The organism is Streptomyces sp. LZ34 (assembly GCF_053890475.1).
This window is the reverse complement of sequence record NZ_CM132680.1, coordinates 5,660,828-5,679,942: the sequence shown is the minus strand read 5'-3', so window position 1 is coordinate 5,679,942 and position 19,115 is coordinate 5,660,828. Positions and strand designations below refer to the sequence as shown.

The window sequence follows — 19,115 nt, the reverse complement described above, 5'->3', positions numbered from 1 at the left end:
ACAAACGGGTTGGGCCCCGACCGCATCGCGGTCGGGGCCCAACCCGTTTGTGGCGCGTTATTCGGCGTCAGCGGTTGCTGAGGCGGTAGGCGGTGGAGACCGCCGCGACCGGGGACAGGGCGACGAAGATGTAGGTCAGCGCGTCGGCCTCGTCCTTCCAGGTGTCGAAGAGGTCGCCGAAGTGGTCGAAGAAGTAGTCGTTCGCCGTCGGGATGTCGACGCTGCTCGGGACGTTGTTCTTTTCGGCGTAGTTGCTGACAAAGTCGTGCGCGATCATGGCGTAGCCGTACAGCTCGCCGAAGAACGCCGCCGCCAGAGCCAGAACTCCGGCGATTACCCACAGCGCCGGGTTGCGGCCGCCCAGCTTGGCGATGGCGAAACCGACGAGCGCGCCGACGACGACACCGGTGTAGGCGAACTGCTTGATCTTCGGCTCCGCGCCGTCCGTGTCGGCCATGATGCTCAGCACAAAGGCGTAGACGAACGCGCCGACAAGAGCGGCGACGACGCCGACCAGAATGGCGAGCGCGGGGTTGCCCTGGCGGCCGACCGGCGGCGCCGGCGGCGGGAAGCCACCCGCGAACTGCGGCTGCGGCTGCTGCGGGCCGCCGAACGGCGGCTGCGGCGGCTGGCCGCCGTACTGCGGCTGCGGCGGCTGGGCCGGGTAGCCGTAACCACCGGGCTGCTGGGGCGGCTGCGGCTGCTGAGGCTGCTGCCAGTTCTGGCTCATGGTGATCCCCCGGGGATGAAGGTGATGGTCCGCACTCCGGGGATTTCTGCTGATGGGAGCACGAACGCAGAGTTCGAGCCATAAAACTAACAGCCGGGCACGACAATCAGACAAGTCGTGTCTGTCGTCCGTGACACGCCTGCGACCGGACGGAGACAACCTGTCCGTCCTTATGCGGATTTGACGGCCACTCTTCCGTGACCTGCTTGTCGCCGCGGCAACTCTCCACCCTTGTAAACGGCGTAGCGGGTGATGTCGTTCCGCCTCGGGTCTCCTCCTGTCACATGATCATGGACGCAAGGTAGCAGCGATCGGGTCGCACGAGGGTGCGGTCGACATCAGTGCCGGACAAGAATCCGGCATAAGCAATAATGTCAACTTATGGCGCAGAACAAGACGTTCACGGGACGTGATGTCGGAATCGACCTCGGCACGGCGAACACCCTGGTGTACGTGCGGGGCAGGGGGATCGTGCTCAATGAGCCGTCGGTCGTCGCGGTCAGCACGACGGACGGGAGCGTGCTGGCGGTCGGCTCCGAGGCGAAGGAGACCATGGGGCGTACCCCCTCCAACATCGTCGCCGTCCGTCCGCTGCGGGACGGGGTCATCGCCGACTTCGAGATCGCCGAGCGGATGCTGCGGCACTTCATCAAGAAGGTCACGGGCAGCCGCCGACTCGCCCGCCCCCGCGTCGTGGTGTGTGTGCCCTCCGGCATCACGGGCGTCGAGCGGCGCGCGGTCACGGAGGCCGCCTCACAGGCCGGGGCGCGCCAAGTGCATCTGATCGAGGAGCCGATGGCGGCGGCGATCGGCGCGGGGCTGCCGGTGAGCGACCCGACCGGCTGCATGGTGGTCGACGTGGGCGGCGGCACGACCGAGGTGGCCGTGGTCTCGCTGGGCGGGATCGTCACCGCCCGCTCGGTGCGCATGGCGGGCGACGCGATGGACGCCGCGGTCACCACGCATGTGAAGAAGCGGTACGCCATGGCGATCGGGGAGCGGACCGCCGAGGAGATCAAGGTGAGCATCGGCTCCGCCTCACCGGTCGGCGCCTGGTCCGCGCCCGGCGGAGGGGCGTCCGTCCGGCGCCCGGAGCGGAATGTGGAGGTGGTGTCGGCCGCCCCGGGCGGCGAGGGCCTTTCGCTCGACAAGCTCAACAAGGGTGACGACCCGGAGCAGACGCAGACGCTGCTGCCGCCGGAGCGCTGCACCATCCGTGGCCGGGACCTGGTCACCGGCTTGCCGAAGGTCCTGGAGCTGACGGCGGACGAGGTGCGGCACGCGCTGGCCGAGCCCGTGGACAGCATCGTCGCGGCGGTGCGGTCCACGCTGGACGAGACCCCGCCGGAGCTGGCGGGCGACATCATGGACCGGGGCATCGTGCTGACCGGGGGCGGGGCGCTGCTGCGCGGCCTCGACGTCCGGCTCAGCCGCGAGCTGGACATCCCGGTGCTGGTGGCCGACGACCCGCTGGACTGTGTGGCCCTCGGCACCGGCCGGTGCGTCGAGGACTTCGCATCGCTGCGCACGGTGCTGGACGCCCGGCCCCGCGGGCTGGCCACCGCGTGGGGCTGACGCGGTACCAGGAGGCCCGCTCGGGCGGGGCCCTTGGACGTGCGGCAGGGGCCCGCCCGTGGTGGTCTGGTGACACCGCGTCCGTCCACGGGGGCGGTACGGACCGACGTCGAGGTGGCGGTAGTGGCACGCGACGGGAGATGTGCGCGAGCGATCGCCGCGGCGGTCGCGGTGCCGAGCGCGTTCCTGTGCGCGGTCCTGAGCGCGGTCCTGGTCACGCCGATCCTGCCGCCGGTACCGGCCGCGGCGGCCGTGCCGTCGTACGAGAACTCCCGCGCCACCCCGTCCGGCCCCGGCCATGGTCCGGGACGCGGCAGCTTTCGCGGCAGCTTTCGCGGTAGCGGCCACGGCAGCGGCCACCGGAGCTCGTACGCCATGACCGTCCGGCTGGCCTCCGTGAGCCCCGCCGTCGTGCGGCGCCAGGACGGCTGGCTCACGCTCAGCGGCACCGTGGTCAACGACACGCGGCGCCGCGTCACCGGCGCGCACGTGGGCGTGCGGACCGGACCGGCGGCGCTCGGCACCCGCAGCGGCCTCGCCGTCACGGCCGGGCGCACCGACCTCACCCGCGCGGACGGCAAGGAGAACTCCGGGCGCATCCACCGGCTTCCCTCCCTCGCCCCCGGCGCCGGCCGCGGCTTCCGGCTGCGGGTTCCGGTGCCGGAGCTGGGGACGGGCGGCGCGGGGGCGTACGGGCTGACGGTGGACGTGGCCCGCGCGGACGGGGCCGTCCTCGGGCTGGCCCGTACCTTTCTGCCGGTCTATCCGGAGGGCACGGCGTACGAGCCGCTGCGCACCACCGTGCTGTGGCCCGTCACCGACACCCCGCACATGGAGGCGCTGACCGTGCGTACCCCGGGCAGCGTGCGGCCCGTGTTCCGCGATGACGCGCTGGCCGCCGCGTTCGCGAAGGGCGGGCGGCTGCGGCGGCTGGTGGAGACGGGCGCGCGGCTGCCGGTGACCTGGGCGGTGGACCCGGACCTGGTGGCGCAGGCACGGGCGATGGCGGACGGCTACCGGGTGGCCCGCACCCCCGGCGCCACCGATCCCCGGGACACCACCGCGGGCAGGGGCGGGCGGGCGGCGGCGGCCTGGCTGGCCACGCTCAAGCGGGCGGTGCGCGGGCAGGACGTCATCGCGCTGCCGTACGCGGACCCCGACCTGGCCTCGCTCGCGCGCGGCGGCCGCGACGGCGACGCGCTGGCGGGGCTGCTGCGCCGGGCGTCCCGGGCGGGCAAGGACGTGGTGGACCGGGAGCTGGGCACGGACGCCCGCGCCGATGTGGCCTGGCCGGCGGACGGCGCGGTGGACGCCGGGATCGCCGGGTACGCCGAGCGGCTGGGCCTGGCGACGGTGCTGGCCTCCCGTGACGGGGTGCGCCGCTCCTCCGGCGCGCTGGTCACCGCCGGGGCCACGGATGACGGCGCGGTCGCGCTCGGCGAGCGGATGACCGCCCTGACCTACGACACGACCGTCGGTTCGCTGCTGGCCCAGACCCGGCCAGGCTCTCCGCGGGCAGCAGCGGCCGGCGCCCCGCTCCGGCTGAGGCTGCGGCAGCGGCTGCTCGCGGAGAGCCTGACGGCCGTCCGGGAGCTGCCGTACGCCCCGCGCGCGCTGGTGGTCGTCCCGCCGCGCCGGATGCCGGCGGGGACGGCGCGGGCGGTGTCCGAGGCGGTGTCCGAGGGGCTGGGGGCGGGCTGGCTGGAGCCGTCCCGGCTGGAGGCGGCGGCGCACGATCCGGAGCCGGGGCAGCTGCGCGAGGCCGGGGGCTACCCGGTCGCGCTGCGCGCCTCCGAACTGCCCGCCCGCTCGCTGGCGGCGGTCGCCCGGGACCAGCGGCGGCTGCGCACCCTCTCGAAGGTGCTGTCCGACCCACGGCGCACCACCGCCTCCGCGCACGCCGCGATGGCCCGCGCGGTCTCCACGAGCTGGCGCGGGAACCCGGCGGGGGCGGGCTCGTACCGGCGCGGGGTGAGCCGCTATCTGTCGGCCTCGATCGACTCGGTCCGGCTGGTGCCCAAATCGACGGTGACGGTCGCCGGACAGTCCGCGACCATCCCGGTCACGGTCGACAACGGGCTTCAGCAGGACCTCACCGGCGTGGAGCTGCGAGTGGCCTCCAGCCGGCCGGAGCGCCTTGACGCGGTGGACCGGGCGGTCGGGGTACGGGCGTCGCGGGCGGTCAGCCGTACGGTACGGGTCCGGGTGCGAGCCCACGCCAACGGGCCGGTACGGCTCACCGCCCAGCTCTACACCAGCTCCGACGGCAAACCCTGGGGCCGCCCGATCACCTTCACGGCCGACGTCCGCTCGGTGCCCTCGGGGGCGGTGGCGTTCGTGGCGGGCGGGGTGGGGCTGATGGCGCTGGCCGCCGCGTTCCGGCTGCGCCGCGCGCGGGCGCGGGGTGGTGAGCCGCCGGGCGCACGGGGGTGACGCGGGTTTGCGGGCGGGGCTGCTCAGAGCGGCCGCTCAGAGCTGCTGGTCAGAGCGGCTGGTCAGAGCCGGTACGCCGTGCCCGCCGGGCTCGCCCCGCGCGTGTCCAGCAGCAGCTGCGCCTTCACGGCCAGGCCCTGAAGGTCGTAGCTGCGGTGGTGCTGCAGCAGCACGGTCAGGTCGGCGTCGGCCACCGCCTCGTACAGCGCGTCCGCGCGCGGCACCGGCCGGCCGAGCACCCGCCACCGCGCCACGAACGGATCGTGGAAGCTGAGCTGGGCGCCCAGCTCCATCAGCCGGGAGGCGATCTCGCGGGCCGGCGCGCCCTCCTGGTCGCCCACGTCGGGCTTGTAGCTCACCCCGAGCAGCAGCACCCGGGCGCCGCGCGCCGACTTCCCGTGCTCGTTGAGCAGGGCCGCGCAGCGCCGGGTGACATAGCCCGGCATCCGCCCGTTGACCTGCTGCGCCAGCTCCACCATGGCCAGTGGACGGCCGGGGCCGCGCCCGCTGTACGGCGGGCAGTCCGAGGCGATCGGCACGCCGTGGCCGCCGACGCCGGGCCCCGGCCGGAAGGCCTGGAAGCCGAACGGCTTGGTCTCGGCACAGCGGATCACGTCCCACAGGTCGACGCCGAGGTCCTGGCAGAACATCGCCATCTCGTTGACCAGGGCGATGTTGACGTGCCGGTAGTTGGTCTCCAGGACCTTGACGGTCTCGGCCTCGCGCGGGCCGCGGGCGCGTACGACCTTCTCGGAGAGGCGGCCGTAGAAGGTGGCGGCCGCCTCGGTGCAGGCGGGGGTCAGCCCGCCGATGACCTTGGGGGTGTTGGCATAGCCGTACGCGCGGTTGCCGGGGTCGAGGCGGCCGGGGGAGTAGGCGAGGTGGAAGTCGCGCCCGGCCCGCAGCCCGGAGCCGTCCTCCAGGATCGGCCGCAGGAATTCCTCGGTGGTGCCGGGGTACACGGCGGATTCGAGCACGACGGTGGTGTGCGGGCGCAGCTGCGCGGCCAGCGCGCGGGCGGCCTCGCCGACCGCCGACAAGCCGGCCGTCCGGTCCGCGCCGGGCGGGGTCGGGGCGCAGATCACGGCGGTGTGGACGCGGCCGAGCTCGGCGGGGTCGCTGGTGGTCCGGAAGCCGCCGGCGGCCATCCGGCGCAGTTCGGCGGCCGACAGCGCGCCGTCCCACGCCCCGGACGGCAGCCTGCCCGCGCGCAGGTCGGCGGCGGCGCGGGGGTCGGGGTCGTAGCCGAGGGTGCGGACGCCGGCGGCGGTGGCGGCCTGGACGAGGGGGATGCCGAGGTGGCCGAGTCCGATGACGGCGAGATCTGCGGGCATGACGTCGTGCCGTCCTTCCCGAGGCGATTCCGGATGGCGCAAAATAGCGCGAAATGGCATGAATACAGACTAGGCGGAAATATGACTCGTATTCAGTATTGCTGCGGGGTGTTGAGGCGCGGTGTCGTGGCGCGTGTTGCGGTGCGGTGTTGTGACGTGCTGTTGCGACGTGCTGTTACGGCCGGGGGCCGACGCCGACTCCGCAGCGGCATGGCGTCACGGGCGGAAACCCAGGAAAATCGTTCACGAACGTCGTGATCTCGACCACCATCTCGATCACCACGGGAGGCAGCGGTGAGGACACCGACACTGGGGCCGGCCGAGCGCGGCGAGGCGCTGGCCCGGATGGCGGACCAGGAACTGGACGTGCTGGTCGTGGGGGGCGGGGTGGTCGGGGCCGGCACCGCCCTGGACGCCGTCACCCGGGGCCTGGAGACCGGCCTGGTCGAGGCGCGGGACTGGGCGGCCGGCACTTCCAGCCGGTCCAGCAAGCTGATCCACGGCGGTCTGCGCTATCTGGAGATGCTGGACTTCGCCCTCGTACGGGAGGCGCTGAAGGAGCGCGGGCTGCTGCTCCAGCGGCTCGCCCCGCACCTGGTCAAGCCGGTGCCGTTCCTGTATCCGCTCAAGCACCGCGCCTGGGAGCGCCTGTACGCGGGCACCGGCGTGGCGCTGTACGACGGCATGTCGCTCTCCTCCGGGCACGGCCGCGGGCTGCCGGTGCACCGCCATCTGACCCGGCGGCGGGCGCTGCAGGTCGCGCCCTGTCTGCGGAAGGACGCCCTGGTCGGGGCGTTGCAGTACTACGACGCCCAGGTGGACGACGCGCGCTTCGTCACCACGCTCGTGCGCACCGCCGCCTCGTACGGCGCCCATGTCGCCAACCGGGCGCGGGTGGTGGGCTTCCTGCGGGAAGGAGAGCGCATTGTCGGTGCCAGGGTGCACGATATGGAAGCACGCTCCGGGAGGAACGGCGCCGACTTCGAGGTCCGCGCCCGCCAGGTGGTGAACGCCACGGGGGTGTGGACGGACGAGACGCAGGCGCTGATCGCGGAGCGGGGCCAGTTCCACGTACGGGCGTCCAAGGGCATCCACCTCGTCGTGCCCAAGGACCGGATCCACTCCACGACCGGGCTGATCCTGCGCACCGAGAAGAGCGTGCTGTTCGTGATCCCGTGGGGGAGGCACTGGATCATCGGCACCACCGACACCGACTGGGATCTGGACAAGGCCCACCCGGCCGCCTCCAGCGCCGACATCGACTATCTGCTGGGGCATGTCAACGAGGTGCTGGCGGTCCCGCTCACCCGCGCCGACGTGGAGGGCGTGTACGCCGGGCTGCGCCCGCTGCTGGCCGGCGAGTCGGAGGCCACCAGCAAGCTCTCGCGCGAGCACACGGTCACGCATGTCGCGCCGGGCCTGGTGGTGGTCGCGGGCGGCAAGTACACCACGTACCGGGTCATGGCCAAGGACGCGGTGGACGAGGCGGTGCACGGCCTCGACCAGCGGGTCGGCCCCTGCGTCACCGAGGAGGTGCCGCTGGTCGGCGCCGTGGGCTACCAGGCGCTGTGGAACGCGCGAGCGCGCATGGCCCAGCGGGCCGGGCTGCATGTGGCCCGCGTCGAGCACCTGCTGAACCGCTACGGCTCGCTCGCCGAGGAGATCGTGGAGCGGATCGCCGACGACCCCTCCCTGGGCGAACCGCTCGCCTGCGCCGACGACTATCTGCGCGCCGAGATCGTCCACGCCGCCTCCCACGAGGGCGCCCGGCACCTGGACGACGTCCTGACCCGGCGCACCCGCATCTCGATCGAGACCTTCGACCGGGGCACCCGCTGCGCACGGGAGGCCGCCGAGCTGATGGCGCCGGTGCTGGGCTGGGGGCCGGAGCAGACCGACAAGGAGGTCCAGCACTACGAGAAGCGGGTCGAGGCGGAGCGCGAGTCGCAGCTCCAGCCGGACGACCTGACGGCGGACGCGGCCCGGCTGGGGGCGCCGGACATCATCCCGCTCTGAGCTCCGGGGTACGGGGGTGCGCGGGGTGCCGGGGGTGCCGGGGGTACGTGGGGCACCCGCGGTGCGTCAGGTCCGGCAGAACTCGGCCTTGAGGAGGTCCCGCTCCGCCGCGGCGGGCGGGGGCGCGTCGCTGTTGAGGCGGTAGGCCAGCACATGGCGGCCGCCGGGGGTGGCGACGACCTGGACGTAGGAGCCGCTGATCCGGCCGTTGTGGCCCCACAGCGTCACCCCGCAGGGCAGCCGCACCGGGAAGAGGCCCATCCCGTACCGCCCGCCGGAGGCGGCGGTGTCGCGCATCAGCCGCAGCGCCGCCGGCGGCAGCACGTCGCCGCGCAGCAGCGCGGCGTAGAGGCGGGTCAGGTCGTCGAGGGTGGAGATCGTCTCGCCCGAGGCGCTCGCCGAGGACGGGTCGAGGTCGGTGACGTCGCGGGGGATGCCTGTGCCTGTGCCTGAGTCTGTGCCTGAGTCTGTGGCGTAGGCGCGGCCGTGCGGGGTGGGGAGGGTGGTGCGGGTGCCGGGGAAGGACGTGCCGCGCAGGGCGAGCGGGGTGAGCACGCGGCGCTCGGTCTCGGCGGCGTAGGGGCGGCCAGTGACGCGCTCGACGACCAGGGCCAGCAGGACGTAGTTCGTGTTGGAGTAGTGCCACTCGGCGCCCGGGGCGAACCGCGGGCGGTGGGCGACGGCGATGCGTACGAGCTGCCGCGGCGTCAGGGGGGAGGCGCTGGGCGGGCCGGACAGCCGGCGGGCCACGCGCTGGTCGGCGGCGAAGTCGAACAGACCGCTCGTGTGGGTGAGAAGCTGCCGGAGGGTGATCTTCCGGCCGTCGTTGCCATGGCCGCGCACCAGCCCCGGGAGGTGCTCCTCGACCGTGTCGTCCAGGCCCAGCCGCCGCTCGTCGGCCAACTGGAGGACGACCGCCGCGACAAAGGTCTTGGTGATGCTGCCCGCGCGGAAGCGGTCGCTTTGGCGAATTCGCCGCCCGGTGCGCACATCCGCGAGCCCGGCCGAGGCAAAGCGCGCCCCGCCGCCGTCCAGGGCGAGCGCGGCGGCGCCCGGCGCCCGGCCCTCGGCCGCCAGCCGCCGTACGGCCGTGCGCAGGGCCGCCTCGGGGTTCCGCCCGCCGGAGTGCCGGACCGCCGCGGCGCCGGGCGTGCGGGCCGCGTCAGGGTCCGCCTGGGCGCCGCAGCCGGGGACCGCGGCGCCCAGGAGCGCCGCCAGCGCGAGCGCCGCGGCTCGCGCGCGGCCCCGCCTCGGCCGCCCCGGGGCGCGGATCGGCATGTCAGGGGCCCTTTCGTTGGCTTTTGGCCGGCGTTCCGGAGGGCTTTCATTTGCTACGAACCCCAGATGTTCGCAGGTGTGGCCGCGCCCGCCACGCCCGGCCCCGGACCCCGGGACTTCCGCCGGTCCGCGGATGAGAGACAATGGGGGCTCTTCCAGGGTGGGTTCAGGGCGGGTTGATTTGCAGAGGGGACGCATGTCGGAGGCGGAGCGGACGCAGGGCTCGACCGGGCGCCTCCTCGCCGGGCGGTACCGGCTCGGGGAAGTGCTCGGCCAGGGCGGGATGGGCACGGTCTGGCGGGCGAGTGACGAAACGTTGGGGCGCACCGTCGCGGTCAAGGAACTGCGCTTCCCGTCGAGCGTCGACGAGGACGAGAAGAGACGGCTCATCACCCGTACGCTGCGCGAGGCGAAGGCGATCGCCCGCATCCGCAGCAACGGCGCCGTCACGGTCTACGACGTGGTCGACGAGGACGACCGCCCCTGGATCGTCATGGAGCTCATCGAGGGCCGCTCGCTTGCCGACGCCGTACGGGACGACGGCCCGCTCACCCCGCGCCGCGCCGCCGAGGTGGGGCTCGCCGTCCTCGATGTGCTGCGCGCCGCACACCAGGCGGGCATCCTGCACCGCGACGTGAAGCCGTCCAACGTCCTCATCGCCGACGACGGCCGCGTCGTGCTCACCGACTTCGGCATCGCGCAGGTCGAGGGCGACCCGTCGGTCACCTCGACCGGCATGCTCGTCGGCGCGCCGTCCTACATCTCGCCCGAGCGCGCCCGCGGCCACAAGCCGGGGCCGCCGGCCGACCTGTGGTCGCTGGGCGGCCTGCTGTACGCGTCGGTGGAGGGCGTGCCGCCGTACGACAAGGCCACCGCCATAGCGACGCTCACCGCCGTGATGACTGAGCCCGTCGAGCAGCCGAAGAACGCGGGCGTGCTGGAGGAGGTCATCTACGGCCTGCTCAACAAGGACCCCGAGCGGCGGCTCGACGACGCAGGCGCGCGGGCGCTGCTGAACCAGGCGCTGGACGCCCCCGACGAGGGCCGGTCGAAGGCCGCGGCCGCCAACGCGACCCGCACCATGTCCCTGCCGCCCGCCCCGCCCGAGGACGCCCCCGCGGCGCCCGACGCGGCCGCGGAGCGGGTGCGGGGCGCGCTGCGCTCCGTACGGAAGGCCTCGGCGGCGTCGGTCGGCGCGGTCTCCGGGTCGGGTGGCGCGGCGGCCTCGGACGGCAAGCCCGCCAAGCCCGCCAAGGCAGCCAAGCCGGCCAAGGCCGCCAAGCCCGCCAAGGCCAAGGCGGCCGCCCCCGCGTCGGGCTCTGCGGACTTGGCGGGCCCGCCCGCCCCGCAGCCGCCGCGCGCCTCGCTGACGGACGTGGTGCCCAAGCGCAGGCTGGTGATCATCGCGGTGATCGTGGCGCTCGCGGTCCTCGGCACGGTGCTCGCCATCGCGCTGAGCGGGGACGACGACGGCGGTGACCAGGGCAAGTCCGGTGATCGTGCGACGACTTCGGCCGGTACGGACGACAACACGAAGGGCGGGCAGGGCGGGAAGGGCCCCGGCGGCCAGTCCGGCCAGTCCCCCGACGCACAGACGTCCACCGAGAAGCCGTCGGACGAGGAGACCAAGGGCGGGTCCGGCAGCTCGGACGAGGACGACGACAGCAACAAGGGCAACGGCGGCGGGGGCGACGGCAAGGGCTCGCTGCCGGACGGGTACGAGACCGTCAAGGGCTCCGACTTCCCGTTCACCATGGCGATGCCCAAGGGGTGGAAGGTCCACCAGGTGAGGGGCTACCCCAGCAGCCGGTTCTACTACGGCGGGTCCGATATCCCGCGGATCCAGGTCGACTTCACCACGTCACCGAAGTCGGACGCGGCGGCGGCGTGGCGTGAGAGCGAGCCCACCGTGAGCAGGACCACGCCCGGTTACAAGGGGCTCGGCATAAAGTCGGTCGAGTGGCACGGCTACCCCACGGTCGCCGACTGGCAGTTCGAGCGCGACAAGGGCGGCAAGCGGGTCCGGGTCCTCAACCGCGGATTCCGGGTGGACAGCAGCCATGGCTTCGCCATCATGATCACCTGCGAGAAGAGCAAGTGGGACGAGAAGGAGTGCAAGACGCTCCGCGAGATCGCGTTCAAAACCTTCAAAGTCACGGACTGAGCACTCCGGTCGGCACGGCGCGCCCCGGGCACGTATCGTGAGAGGCCGCGAACCGTACGCAGCGGCAAGCGCGGGCAAAACGCCCCTGATTGACGGTTACGTGCGGTGCGGATGAGGGTGTGGATCGCGCGCTCGGGGAGGCGTCGTGGACGAATACGCGGGTCGGGTTCTCGCCGACCGCTATCGCCTGCCCCTGCCGCCGGCCGATGAGTACGAACTTGCCGAGACCCGCGCCTTCGACACCTACAGCGGCCAGGAAGTCCACCTCAGGCAGATACCGCTGCCGGAGACCGTCGACGCGGAGGTCGTCGGCGACGACGGGCGCTACGGGGCGGGCGGCCCCGGGGCTTCGGGGTACCCGGGGGCTCCAGGGCGTACGAACGGGATGGGCCGCGGCGCCCGTGGCGGCGGCGCCGACCCGGCGGTGCGCCGCGCCATCGAGGCCGCGACGGCGGCCGCGCAGGTGCCCGACCACCCGCGGCTCGACCAGGTCTTCCATGTCTTCGCGGAGGCCGGGAGCCTGTGGATCGTCAGCGAGCTGGTCGCCGGCCGGCCGCTGGCCGCGCTGCTCGCGGAGCGGACGCTGTCCCCGTACCGGGCCGCCGAGCTCGCCCACGACATCCTCACCGCGCTGCGCGCCCTGCACGCCGACGGCTGGATCCACCGCAACATCACCGCCCGGACCGTCCTCGTCTGCGACGACGGGCGCGCCATGCTCACCGGGCTGGCGGCGGGCGCCGCGGAGGAGGCGCTGTGCGGGTACGACCCGGTGCCCCGGCCGTCGGACGACTCGGCCGGCGGGGCTGATGCGGCCGATTGGCCGGAGCGGGGCGGGCGTTCCGCCCCGGCGGAGGCGGCCGGCACCGACGGCGGCGAGGCCGTGGGCCCGGCCGTCGAGGGGCCTTCCGCGGAGGGCGGCGCTCTGCCGCCCGGCGGTGGTCCCGCCACCCGTCAGGCGCCGCCGCTGTACCGCGACCAGGGCGCGGCGGGCGGCTTTCCCGCGCCGCGCGATCCGGGTGCGCGGGGTGCTTCGGGTGCGCCGCGCGATCCGGGTGCGGCGCCGGGCGAGGGCGAGCCGCGCCCCGGGCCGCGAGGCGGCCCGGCGGGCGGGTTCCCCGGGCCGCGCGGTGCGCTCGAACAGCCCGTTCCGGGGCCCGGGTTGCGGCTGCCCCCCGGCTCGGAATGGCGGCCCGCCGAGCGCGTCGAAAGCGGACGGACGGCCGGCCCGGACAGTGTGAACGGCCCGAAGGGTGCGAACAGCACGCACGGCGCTGGGCCGGGCGTCCCAGGGGCGCGGCCGGGCGAGCCGGCCTCGGGCGGCCGCCCACTTGCCCCGGCGGCCGGCGAGCCGCAGGGCGCCGCCGGGCGCGCCGCACGGGCCAGCGCGATCGCCGCCTACGCGGCGGGCGCCCGCGCCGCCGCGCGGGCGAACGTCGAGGGCTCCGCGCCTCGTAGCGCGCACCCCGGCGCGGCCGATGGCCCGAGCGGCTCCGCCGCCGAGCACGCGGAAGGCGCGCCGCGCCCCGCGGCCGACGCCAACGGCGCCGCCCCGGGCCCCGTTACGGACCCGGCTCCGTACGCCGACCGGAGCCCGTACGCTGCCCCGGCGCCGTATGCCGACCTGGACCCGAACCGGCCGGCCGCCCCGGAGCCGTATGCCGACCCGAGCCGGCAGACCGACCGGAGCCCGAACGCGACGCGCGCGCTGTACATCGACCCGGGCCGACGGGCCGACCCGAACGGCAACGCGGCCTCCAGCCGGCAGGCAGCCCCGGCGCCGTACGCCGCCCCCAACCACGCCACCGCGGACCACGCCGCCCCCGGCGGCACCGCCCGGCCCGGGGGAGCCGGCGCGGGCTCGTGGGACGGCGGCGCCGCAGCCGCCCATGGTGCGCGGCGCGGACCCGCGACCGCGCTGGCCGCCGAGCGTGCGCGGCAGGCGCGGATCGTCGTGGTGGGGGCCGTCACCGAGCGGTGGGCGCCGGAGCAGGCGGTTCCGGTCCACGAGAACTGGCGGCTGGCGCCCCCCGTCGGCCCGGCCGCCGACCTGTGGGCGGTGGGCGTGCTGCTCTTCCGCGCCGTACAGGGGCACGCCCCGTACCCGGAGGAGAGCGCCGCCGAACTGGTGCAGCTGGTGTGCTCCGAGGCGCCCGCGTACGCGGAGGAGTGCGGTCCGCTGCGCCCTGTCGTCGAGTCGCTGATGCGCCAGGACCCCACCGAGCGGCCGGACTTCGAGGAGCTGCGCGGCTGGCTGCGGTCCCTGATCCGCTCGGCGCCGGAGCCGGACGTGGGCAACAGCACGGTCACGGTGCCGTCGATAGGGCCGGGCGGGGCGTCCGACCCCCGGCGGCTGCCCATCGTGCGCCGCCGCGGCTGGCTGGTGCGCAGGGGCCGGGCGGGCGGCGCGCCGGTCGCTGCCGCGCACGGGCGGCACAAGCGGGGCAAGCAGCCGGGTGAGCGCCGTCCGCGCAAGCTGGGGCGGGTGCTGCTGACACTGATACTGCTGGCTCTGGCGGCGGCGGTGTTGTACGCGATGATGTTCATGCCGCGGGCCGACGAGGAGAACGGCCAGGGCCGTACGGGCACGGCGGGCGCGCAGAGCGACGCGCCGAGCGCCTCGCGGGATCCGTCGTCGCAGCAGCCGACGGAGAAGCCGCCGCGGAATTCGAGCGGGGGCGGGGCGGGTTCGGGCACCTCCTCGCCGGACGACCAGCCGCAGTCGACGCCGCCCGCAGGCCTGGCGAAGGGCTTCGCGGTGCGCAAGGACCCCAAGGGGTTCAAGGTCGCCGTGTACGAGACCTGGGCCCGGCGCGGCGAGAACGCCCGCGGCCAGATCCGCTATGTCGGCGGCGACTTCGAACTGGTCGTGGTGGCCGGGCGGGACAAGGAGTCCGAGTTCGGCGCCGACCCGATGGCCTACCAGCAGAACAAGGAGGCCGAGCTGGCCGCCTTCCGCGCCTCCTCCTGGGCCTCGTCCTCCGGGCTGCGCCGGATCGACGTGGGGCGGACGGCGATGGCCGAGGGGGAGTTCAGCTGGCGGGACAGCAGCGGCCGAAATGTGTACGCCCGCAATCTGACGATGCTCATCGACGGCCGGTACCACGTCGTCCTGGTCATCGGCCCGGCCGACGAGCGCCGCGCGGTCGCCCGCTACTTCGAGCAGGCGACGGCGACGTACAGCACGAGCGGCTGAACCCCTCACAGGGCCGACGGGGCGAACCCGGCACAGGGCTCGCCCGGGCTTCAGGCGAACCGCTCCCGCAGCTTGTACTTGAGCACCTTGCGGAGCGTGTCGTTGCGCGGCAGCGCGTCGACCACTTCGAGCCGTTCGGGCAGCTTGTGCACGGACAGCTTTTGGGCGCGCAGATACGCGGTCGCGGCCTCAAGGGTGAGCGGTTCGGCGTCGGCGGGCTGTTCGACGACCGCGCACACCAGCTCGCCGCGCTCCGCGTCCGGCAGCCCGATCACGGCCACGTCGCCGACGTCGGGGTGCTCGTAGAGCAGTTGCTCGACCTCTTTTGCGGAGATGTTCTCGCCCTTACGGATGATGATGTCCTTGGAGCGGCCGGTGAGGACGAGATGCCCCTCTTCGGTGAGGTGCCCGAGGTCGCCGGTGATGAGGAAGCCGTCGACGTCGAACGCCTCACGGCTCTGGGCCTCGTCCAGATACCCGGCGCAGACGGCCTCGCCGCGCAACCGCACCTCGCCGTCCGCCCCTAAGGGCAGCGATTTTCCGTCCCCATCCACGATGCGGATTCTCATGTCCGCCGGCGGCCGCCCTTCGGTGGTCGCGAGGTGGTGCGGGGTGTCGTCCGGCGCGCCCATGGTGATCATGGGGACTTCGGTCATGCCGTAGCCGTGGGTGAGCTGACAGCCGAGCTCGCGGACGACCTCGTAGTACAGCTCGGGCGGCTTGGGGGCGCCGCCGCCGGCCAGCAGCCGCAGGGTGGGGATGAGCTTGTGGGCGGGGTCTTTACGCTGTTCGGCCAGGAACATCGAGTAGAAGGCGGTGCTGCCGCCCGCGACCGTGACGTTGTGCCGCCGGTACGCGGCGAGCGAGTCGGGCAGCGCGAAATGCTCGAGCAGCACGGCGGGGAAGCCGTACATCAGCAGCATCACGGTGTAGTCGGGCCCCGCCACATGGGCGTAGGGAAAGGCCATGGAGCCGACGTCGTCCGGGCGCAGCCGCAGCGCGTGGCCCAGGCAGGCCCCGGCGGCGATGAGGCTGCGGTCGGTGTGCAGGACGCCCTTGGGCTCGGAGGTGGTGCCGGAGGTCCAGTAGATCCAGCGGACGGCGGTCCCGTCGGTGGGCGGCGGGGGCAGCGGCACGGCGTCCGGATCGGCCTCGGGGAGGCTGTCGTACGCCTCGAAGACCAGGGGCGGTTCGGGCAGCCGCGCGGCGAGGCGGTGGGCCATCGCGGTGTGGTCGAAGCCGCGCCAGTGGCCGGGGACGGCGAGGAAGCGGGCGCCGGAGGCGCGCAGCGCGAAGCCGACCTCCCGGTCGCGGTAGAAGGGTATGAGCGGGGTCTGCACGGCGCCCAGGCGGGCCAGGGCCACGGTCAGGACGACCGTTTCGATGCGGGTGGGCAGCTGCCAGGCGACGCGGCTGCCGGGGCGCACCCCCATCCCGTACAGCCCGGCCGCGGTGCGTTCCGCGCGGGTGCGCAGCGCGCGGAAGGTCAGCCGCCGGTCGTCGCGGGCGGAGGCGGCGGCCTGGAGCAGGGCGGGGGCGTCGGGGGTGAGCGCGGCGCGCCGCTCGACCAGTTCCCACAGCGTCGCCGATGTGCCGAGTCGATGCGCGGTGCCGAGTTCATGAGCGGTGTCGGTCATTCTTCCGGACCTCCAACTGACGCCTAGTCAGATTGTGCGGGAAGCGTAGAGCTCGGCGCCTTGTCGGTCCAGAGTCCGCGGGGCTAGCCTTGCAGTTGATCTGACGTAGCGTCAGAAATGCGGGCGGCCGAGGGGACGCGGATGGACCTCGACTACACGGAGGCGGAGGAGGACTTCCGGCGGCGGCTGCGCGCCTGGCTCGCCGACGTCCTGCCCACGCTGCCGGATCCCCCGGACCCGGCCGACTGGCCCGGCCGCCGCGCCTACGACTGCGGCTGGCAGCGCATGCTGTACGACGCGGGGTACGCCGGGCTGCACTGGCCGAAAGACGCCGGCGGCCAGGGGGCGACGCCCACCCAGCACCTGATCTTCCTGGAGGAGACCGAACGGGCCGGGGCACCCTATGTGGGCGCCAACTTCGTCGGGCTGCTGCACGCGGGCCCTACCATCGCCGCCGAGGGCGAGGCGGAGCAACGGGCGCGCTGGCTGCCGCCGATCCTGCGCGGGGACGAGGTCTGGTGCCAGGGCTTCTCGGAGCCGGAGGCCGGATCCGACCTGGCCTCGCTGCGCACCAGGGCGGTGCGGGACGGCGACGCCTATGTCGTCACCGGCAGCAAGATCTGGACCTCGCACGCCGAGGTCGCCGACTGGTGCGAACTCCTGGTCCGCACCACTCCTGTCGGCACCACTCCTGCCGACGGCGGGGTGCCCAAGCACCGGGGGATCTCCTGGCTGGCGATGCCCATGGACGCGCCGGGGGTCACCGTGCGGCCGCTGCGCACCCTCGCCGGGACCGCGGAGTTCGCCGAGGTGTTCCTGGACGAGGTGCGGGTGCCGGTCGCCAACCGGATCGGGGCGGAGAACGACGGCTGGCGCGTGACGATGGTGACCCTCTCCTTCGAGCGCGGCACGGCCTTCGTGGGGGAGGTGGTGGCCTGCCGCCGGGTGCTGGAGGCCCTGGCGCGCGAGGCGAAGGCCAACGGGCGGTGGGACGACCCGGTGCTGCGCCGCAGGCTGGGGCGGCTCGCGGCCGAGTTCACCGCGCTGTGGCGGCTCACCCAGTGGAACGTGAGCGAGGCGCAGCGCACCGGCGGGGTGCCGGGCACCGGCGGCTCGGTCTTCAAGCTGCGCTATTCGCACGTGCGGCAGGAGCTGTACGACGCGGCCGCCGAAGTGCTGGGCGCGGGGGCGCTGGACGCCGACCACGCGTGGGTGGCGGACCGGCTGTCCTCGCTCTCGTACACCATCGCGGCGGGCACCTCCCAGATCCAGCACAACATCGTCGCCGAGCGCATCCTCGGCCTGCCGAAGGGACGGTGAGCCAGCCCGTGGACTTCCGGCTCACGGACGACCAGCGGGCGCTGCGGGCGGGGGTCCGCGAGCTGCTGGAGGGGCGGTTTCCGCGGGAGCGGCTGCGGGCGATGGCGGACGCCGACGCGCCCGTCGTGGACCGCGCGCTGTGGCGGGAGCTGGGCGGGGCCGGGTTCTTCGCGCTGCGGCTGGCGGAGGCGGACGGCGGCGTGGGCCTTGGCCTGCCGGAGGCGGTGCTGGTCTTCGAGGAGGCGGGCCGGGCGCTGCTGGCCGGGCCCTTGGTCGCGACGCATCTGGCGGCCGGAGTGGTGGAGGGCGCGGCCGAGGGCCGGGCCGTGGTCACGGCGCTGGACGCGGGCGGGGGGGCGGCGCCGGGGGGCTCGGGGCTGCTGGTCGAGCACTTGGCGTCGGCCGATGCCGTGTTGGTGATCGGTGACCACGGTGACGATGGGGGAGACGGGGGAGACGAGGTGCTGTCCGCGGCCGGACTCGCGCGCTCAGCGCGGCCGGTACGGTCCGTGGACCCGACGACGCCGCTGCACCGCCTGGACCGCCTGGACCGCCTGGACCGCGGAGGCTGCCCCGAGCGCGGGGAACCGGTTCCGGCGGGCCCCACCCACCCCCGCTCCACAGCCCGGCTCAGGCGGGAGGCGGTGTTGTTGACCGCCGCCCTGCAACTCGGCAGCGCGGCCCATACGGTCGAGATGGCCGTACGCCACGCCCGACAGCGCTCCCAGTTCGGCCGGGCGATCGGCGCCTTCCAGGCCGTACAGCATCTGTGCGCCGGGATGCTGGTGCGCGCGGAAACTGCCAGAAGTGTGGTTTACGCCGCCGCTGTCACCGAAGACGCGGGTGAGGTGGCCGCCGCCAAGCTGCTCGCCGACGAGGCCGCCGTCCGTAACGCACGGGACTGTCTACAGGTCCATGGCGGGATGGGCTTCACCTGGGAGGCCGATGTCCATCTGCACCTCAAGCGGGCCTGGGTCAGGGCCGAGCAGTGGCAGACGGCGGCCGAGGCCGAGGAGGAGCTCGCGGCCGGGCTGCTCGCACGCGGATGAGGTTTGTGACCCGACTTCGTGGATACGCCTGAATTGTTCAGGTGTCGCAATTCCTGGGGGAAGCCCCAGAATCTTCGAGGTGACCGAGCGTTGATACCGGGTTGTTTCCTAGGTGTGACTCGTCACAGGGGGGAGTCGGGCCCGCCCTCGGGTACTCTCCGTTGCGTGCGAGCGGATTTGGGGTGCGGTTATCCCGGCGTGGCCCATGGGGCGACTCCGGGCACGCCAATGTGCCCCGCTCGCGCGGGGTGTGCAGACTCGGCGCCCCGATGTTCGACTCCCCACGGCGCGCGTCGCACAGTATGCCGCATGCATACTCCTTGGCGCTGGAATATGACCGAAGCGCTTGTTGGGGTGACTGTACGTCAACCATGCTGTCTCGCAAG

At 74.0% G+C, this 19,115-nt stretch carries 11 protein-coding genes; 7 read left to right on the top strand and 4 right to left on the bottom strand.

Features of this window, described 5'->3' with window-relative positions:
• Positions 1-67 precede the first annotated feature (67 nt).
• Positions 68-730, bottom strand: coding sequence for a hypothetical protein (locus tag ACWY4P_RS22620; protein ID WP_456212371.1), 663 nt, complete (start codon positions 728-730; stop codon positions 68-70).
• Between the two features lie 381 nt (positions 731-1,111).
• On the opposite strand from ACWY4P_RS22620, the gene ACWY4P_RS22615 reads away from it, so the two are divergent.
• Both ACWY4P_RS22615 and ACWY4P_RS22610 read left to right on the top strand, forming a co-directional pair.
• Complete coding sequence (locus tag ACWY4P_RS22615; RefSeq protein WP_456212370.1) at positions 1,112-2,305, top strand: rod shape-determining protein; 1,194 nt, start codon at positions 1,112-1,114, stop codon at positions 2,303-2,305.
• A 69-nt stretch (positions 2,306-2,374) separates the two neighbouring features.
• Positions 2,375-4,738: a DUF6049 family protein gene (locus ACWY4P_RS22610; protein ID WP_456212369.1), complete on the top strand. Its 2,364-nt coding sequence runs from the start codon at positions 2,375-2,377 to the stop codon at positions 4,736-4,738.
• Between the two features lie 62 nt (positions 4,739-4,800).
• Here ACWY4P_RS22610 and ACWY4P_RS22605 read toward each other — a convergent pair whose 3' ends face one another.
• Positions 4,801-6,072 (bottom strand): nucleotide sugar dehydrogenase, encoded by a 1,272-nt coding sequence (locus ACWY4P_RS22605; RefSeq protein ID WP_456212368.1) that lies wholly within the window; start codon positions 6,070-6,072, stop codon positions 4,801-4,803.
• 294 nt (positions 6,073-6,366) lie between these two features.
• Here ACWY4P_RS22605 and ACWY4P_RS22600 point away from each other — a divergent pair, with 294 nt between their 5' ends.
• The gene (locus ACWY4P_RS22600; protein WP_456212367.1) at positions 6,367-8,088 is read left to right on the top strand and encodes a glycerol-3-phosphate dehydrogenase/oxidase; all 1,722 of its coding nucleotides are present in this window, start codon (positions 6,367-6,369) and stop codon (positions 8,086-8,088) included.
• 66 nt (positions 8,089-8,154) lie between these two features.
• Here ACWY4P_RS22600 and ACWY4P_RS22595 read toward each other — a convergent pair whose 3' ends face one another.
• Positions 8,155-9,366, bottom strand: coding sequence for a serine hydrolase domain-containing protein (locus tag ACWY4P_RS22595; RefSeq protein WP_456212366.1), 1,212 nt, complete (start codon positions 9,364-9,366; stop codon positions 8,155-8,157).
• 196 nt (positions 9,367-9,562) lie between these two features.
• Between ACWY4P_RS22595 and ACWY4P_RS22590 the strand changes: the two genes are divergently transcribed.
• Both ACWY4P_RS22590 and ACWY4P_RS22585 read left to right on the top strand, forming a co-directional pair.
• Positions 9,563-11,530, top strand: coding sequence for a protein kinase domain-containing protein (locus tag ACWY4P_RS22590; RefSeq protein WP_456212365.1), 1,968 nt, complete (start codon positions 9,563-9,565; stop codon positions 11,528-11,530).
• Positions 11,531-11,675: 145 nt separating this feature from the next.
• Positions 11,676-14,723, top strand: a complete 3,048-nt coding sequence (locus ACWY4P_RS22585; protein WP_456212364.1) for a protein kinase — start codon at positions 11,676-11,678, stop codon at positions 14,721-14,723.
• Positions 14,724-14,773: 50 nt separating this feature from the next.
• Here ACWY4P_RS22585 and ACWY4P_RS22580 read toward each other — a convergent pair whose 3' ends face one another.
• Positions 14,774-16,360, bottom strand: coding sequence for an AMP-binding protein (locus ACWY4P_RS22580; RefSeq protein WP_456212363.1), 1,587 nt, complete (start codon positions 16,358-16,360; stop codon positions 14,774-14,776).
• Positions 16,361-16,501: 141 nt separating this feature from the next.
• On the opposite strand from ACWY4P_RS22580, the gene ACWY4P_RS22575 reads away from it, so the two are divergent.
• Entirely contained in the window at positions 16,502-17,680 is a 1,179-nt protein-coding gene (locus ACWY4P_RS22575) for an acyl-CoA dehydrogenase family protein (RefSeq protein WP_456212362.1), read from the top strand.
• Positions 17,681-17,688: 8 nt separating this feature from the next.
• The gene (locus ACWY4P_RS22570; protein ID WP_456213021.1) at positions 17,689-18,729 is read left to right on the top strand and encodes an acyl-CoA dehydrogenase family protein; all 1,041 of its coding nucleotides are present in this window, start codon (positions 17,689-17,691) and stop codon (positions 18,727-18,729) included.
• Positions 18,730-19,115 lie beyond the last annotated feature (386 nt).